This is a genomic window from Endozoicomonas sp. ONNA2, assembly GCF_024606365.1.
GTDB lineage: Bacteria > Pseudomonadota > Gammaproteobacteria > Pseudomonadales > Endozoicomonadaceae > Endozoicomonas.
Map to the genome: position 1 here is coordinate 1 of NZ_JAHHPO010000012.1, position 3,089 is coordinate 3,089.

4 protein-coding genes are annotated in these 3,089 nt (G+C 50.5%); 1 reads left to right on the top strand and 3 read right to left on the bottom strand.

Features of this window, described 5'->3' with window-relative positions; genetic code table 11:
- Positions 1-114: 114 nt before the first annotated feature.
- A complete protein-coding gene (locus tag KDK14_RS00150; RefSeq protein ID WP_257262989.1) occupies positions 115-291 on the bottom strand; it encodes a hypothetical protein in 177 nt (58 codons plus the stop codon).
- Between the two features lie 49 nt (positions 292-340).
- Between KDK14_RS00150 and KDK14_RS00155 the strand changes: the two genes are divergently transcribed.
- A complete protein-coding gene (locus KDK14_RS00155) occupies positions 341-1,099 on the top strand; it encodes an HpcH/HpaI aldolase/citrate lyase family protein (RefSeq protein ID WP_257262990.1) in 759 nt (252 codons plus the stop codon).
- A gap of 11 nt (positions 1,100-1,110) precedes the next feature.
- On the opposite strand, the gene KDK14_RS00160 is transcribed toward KDK14_RS00155, so the two are convergent.
- On the bottom strand, positions 1,111-1,566 hold the full coding sequence (locus KDK14_RS00160; RefSeq protein WP_257262991.1) for a YcgN family cysteine cluster protein: 456 nt from the start codon (positions 1,564-1,566) through the stop codon (positions 1,111-1,113).
- A 32-nt stretch (positions 1,567-1,598) separates the two neighbouring features.
- Complete coding sequence (locus KDK14_RS00165) at positions 1,599-2,783, bottom strand: multidrug effflux MFS transporter (RefSeq protein WP_257262992.1); 1,185 nt, start codon at positions 2,781-2,783, stop codon at positions 1,599-1,601.
- Positions 2,784-3,089: the final 306 nt, after the last annotated feature.

Below are 3,089 nucleotides of genomic sequence, written 5' to 3' on the forward strand. Positions count from 1 at the left end.
AGTACCTGCCCAAGTAGCCAGAAATATTCGATTCCATATGGCCAGCTACTTATTGGCGTTGCCAAAAAGGTCTGCCATGGATGATCGCAGCGGGATACTCTGTCCACCTGAACGCTAATACAGGTGCAAGAGGGCATAGTCCTTCGGATTATCACTGGCTATTGAGCGGCCAACGCCCTGGATACAGCCGTATTGACCGGCATGATCACCATTAAAGCCCGTAAAACAGCACATCCGTTGTAGATCGCCAGGTATCCGGATCCCATCGGCAGGTGCCAGGGGCATATCCACCGGAATTACCTATACTTTTTTGACTACCGCAATTAAACAATGATCAACAATGAGAAAGAATCAAGTACTGAGCCTTTTCCAGCAAAACAAGACCGCCATCAATTGCTGGCTGATCCACCCCTCCCCAATGACAGCGGAGCTGATTGCCCATCAGGGTTTTGACGCCATAACCATTGATATGCAGCACGGCATGATTGGCTTCGAGTCGGCCCTGGCCATGCTGCAGGCCATATCCACCACCCCCGTAACGCCGTTGGTCAGGGTTCCCTGGCTTAACCCGGGCATCATTATGAAAATGCTGGATGCCGGTGCTTATGGCGTCATCTGCCCAATGATTGAGACCGCAGGGCAGACCCGGGAATTTGTCGCTACCTGCCGTTACCCAGCCAAAGGCAATCGCAGCTTTGGTCCAAGCCGGGCAATGATCTATGCAGGCAGTGATTACCCGGAAAAAGCAGAAGAGACCATTCTGCCCATAGTCATGATCGAGACTCGTCTGGCTCTTGATAACCTGGATGATATCCTCAGTACTGAAGGACTGGGCGCCGTCTATATCGGTCCATTTGACCTATCCTACGCCCTGGGCTGTCAGCCTCAGCCTGACCACTATGAGCCACCCGTTATGGAGGCTATCGAACATATCCTTGCCCGTAGCCAAAAGCATAAGGTGCCTGCTGCTATTCACTGCATGGGGCCAAAGTTCGCTGATCGTATGCGCAAAAAAGGATTCAGCCTGGTCACCGCTGGCTGTGACGCCGACTTCGTCCTCGCTGGTGCCATGCACACTATTAAATCATTGCAGCAGTAGTCTGAAAGCACTTATTTCGCCCGGATAATATAATCAAACCAGTCCGAAGGGTCCGGAACATCGTCTTCCGAAATGATGCCCTTGTTCTTGATGGAGAAACCGGCTTCATGGACAGAGTCCGATCTTCCGGTTTTCAGAGGATGCCATTGTGGCAGGTCATAGCCGTGATAGAGCAAACGATAGGCGCAGCTGTTCGGCAACCATGGCAGATGCTCATGGAGGGTTTTCGGCGTAAACTTGATACAGTCGGTCACATATTTGCGACGGTGTTTATAGTGTCTGCAGCGGCAGGTTTTCAGATCCAGCAGCCGACATGCTATCGTCGTCGTGTAGATCTCGTCAGTATCCGCATCGATGACCTTATTGAGACAGCAGCGACCGCAACCATCACAGAGCGATTCCCACTCTTCAGACGTCATTTCGGTTAACGATTTTACCTGCCAGAATTCAGGCTCTTGCTCATTCATCAAAATATTGCTTTCCTCTGACGCATTGCCATTCAAACCGTGTGTGGCCTGAGTTTGGCAACCAGCACTAACAAAGCACTGATGACGGCAAAGTTCATGGGCATATACCAGAGTGTATCCACGTACCAGGTACTCAAGGCAGCCAGCCCAGCCATAATCACCAGATAATAGAATAGGCCCAACAGTGCCCCTGCCGTACCCAATTGTGGTTTATAGTCCACCAGAGCAGTCCCCAAAACATTCGGTATTGTCAGTCCAAACCCCGTCACAATAAGAACCATCGGCAGTAATAACGCTACAAGGTGAACCGGTTGAGACTCAACAGTAATTAAGCTGACGAGCCCTTGTAACAGGCTACCGCCCAGCGCCAGGATGCATCCCCATTGGATCAGCTTTGCCAAACTCACTCGCCTGATCAATGAACGGTTCAGTAACGCGCCAACAGCGGTTCCCAGGGCCATCAACAGTCCTGAAAACCCGAATACCTGTTCAGAAAAACCCATGTTTGCCACAACAAATGGACCCAGTGTGTAGTAGCCAAACAACAAAATATTCATGCCGGCCACCAGCAGGACCGAACAGATAATACGACGATCACCAATCATCTTGCTGGCCAGAGAAACCATTGAGAGGCGTTGATGATCGTGGCAAGGCTGAACTTTCTGAGTTTCAGGCAGCTTGATCAGAGTCCATAGCAACAGCAGGACGGCCAGATTGACCAGGGCATAAAGCACACCTTGCAAGCCACTGCCCTGTGCCAGAATACCGCCCAGCACAGGACCAAGTGTGGGAGATAATGACATGGCTACGCCAACCAGAGAGAAGACCCGCACAATCCCTTCACCGTCATAACAATCACGAATCACGGTCTGGATCACCACTGATCCCGCGCTGGCACCAAAGGCCAGTGCCACCCGAGCGATCAGAAATGCCCAAAAGCTCTGCACAAAAACCGCAGCAAGAGCGGACAAACCATAGATGACAAGACCTGCGATCATGGATTTTCGCCTGCCGATTCGATCGGCCAGATACCCCCAACAAAGGACCCCTGCGGCAAAGCCGGCAAAATAGAGACTCATCGTTAACTGGGCCAGATTACTGGATACTGAAAATGCCTCCGAGACTTGGGGTAACACCGGGGCATAAACCGTTTCGCTGAATTGTGGAAACACCAGTAGTACCAGGATCAGCACTATACCTGGACGATGCGGGTTCATAGTAGTCCCCTATTTTAAAAAACTAATACGTTGGAAAAGAGGTGTTCTTGTGATTATCCTGCAGCCATAGCGCACTGGTGATCAAAACCCCCTGCATGTTGTTGCCAAGAACTTTGCCGTAAAAAATATTTTGCTTAACCATTTTTCTTCCCTGAGGGTGGCGCAACATATTTTCACGCGTCATGGGCATTTGTTTAAGCCACCACCGTTAGTATTCACCATCGTTTTTTGTGAGCGGCTCTATAAGTAGCTGGCCAAATGGAATCGTATATTTCTGGCTAAGTGGACAGTTACTATGCAAGGCGC

Bases quoted from the DNA above. Each gene is read 5' to 3' on its own strand.
- KDK14_RS00155 (WP_257262990.1), top strand. From the start codon at position 341: ATGAGAAAGAATCAAGTACTGAGCCTTTTCCAGCAAAACAAGACCGCC.
- KDK14_RS00160 (WP_257262991.1), bottom strand. From the start codon at position 1,566: ATGAATGAGCAAGAGCCTGAATTCTGGCAGGTAAAATCGTTAACCGAA.
- KDK14_RS00165 (WP_257262992.1), bottom strand. From the start codon at position 2,783: ATGAACCCGCATCGTCCAGGTATAGTGCTGATCCTGGTACTACTGGTG.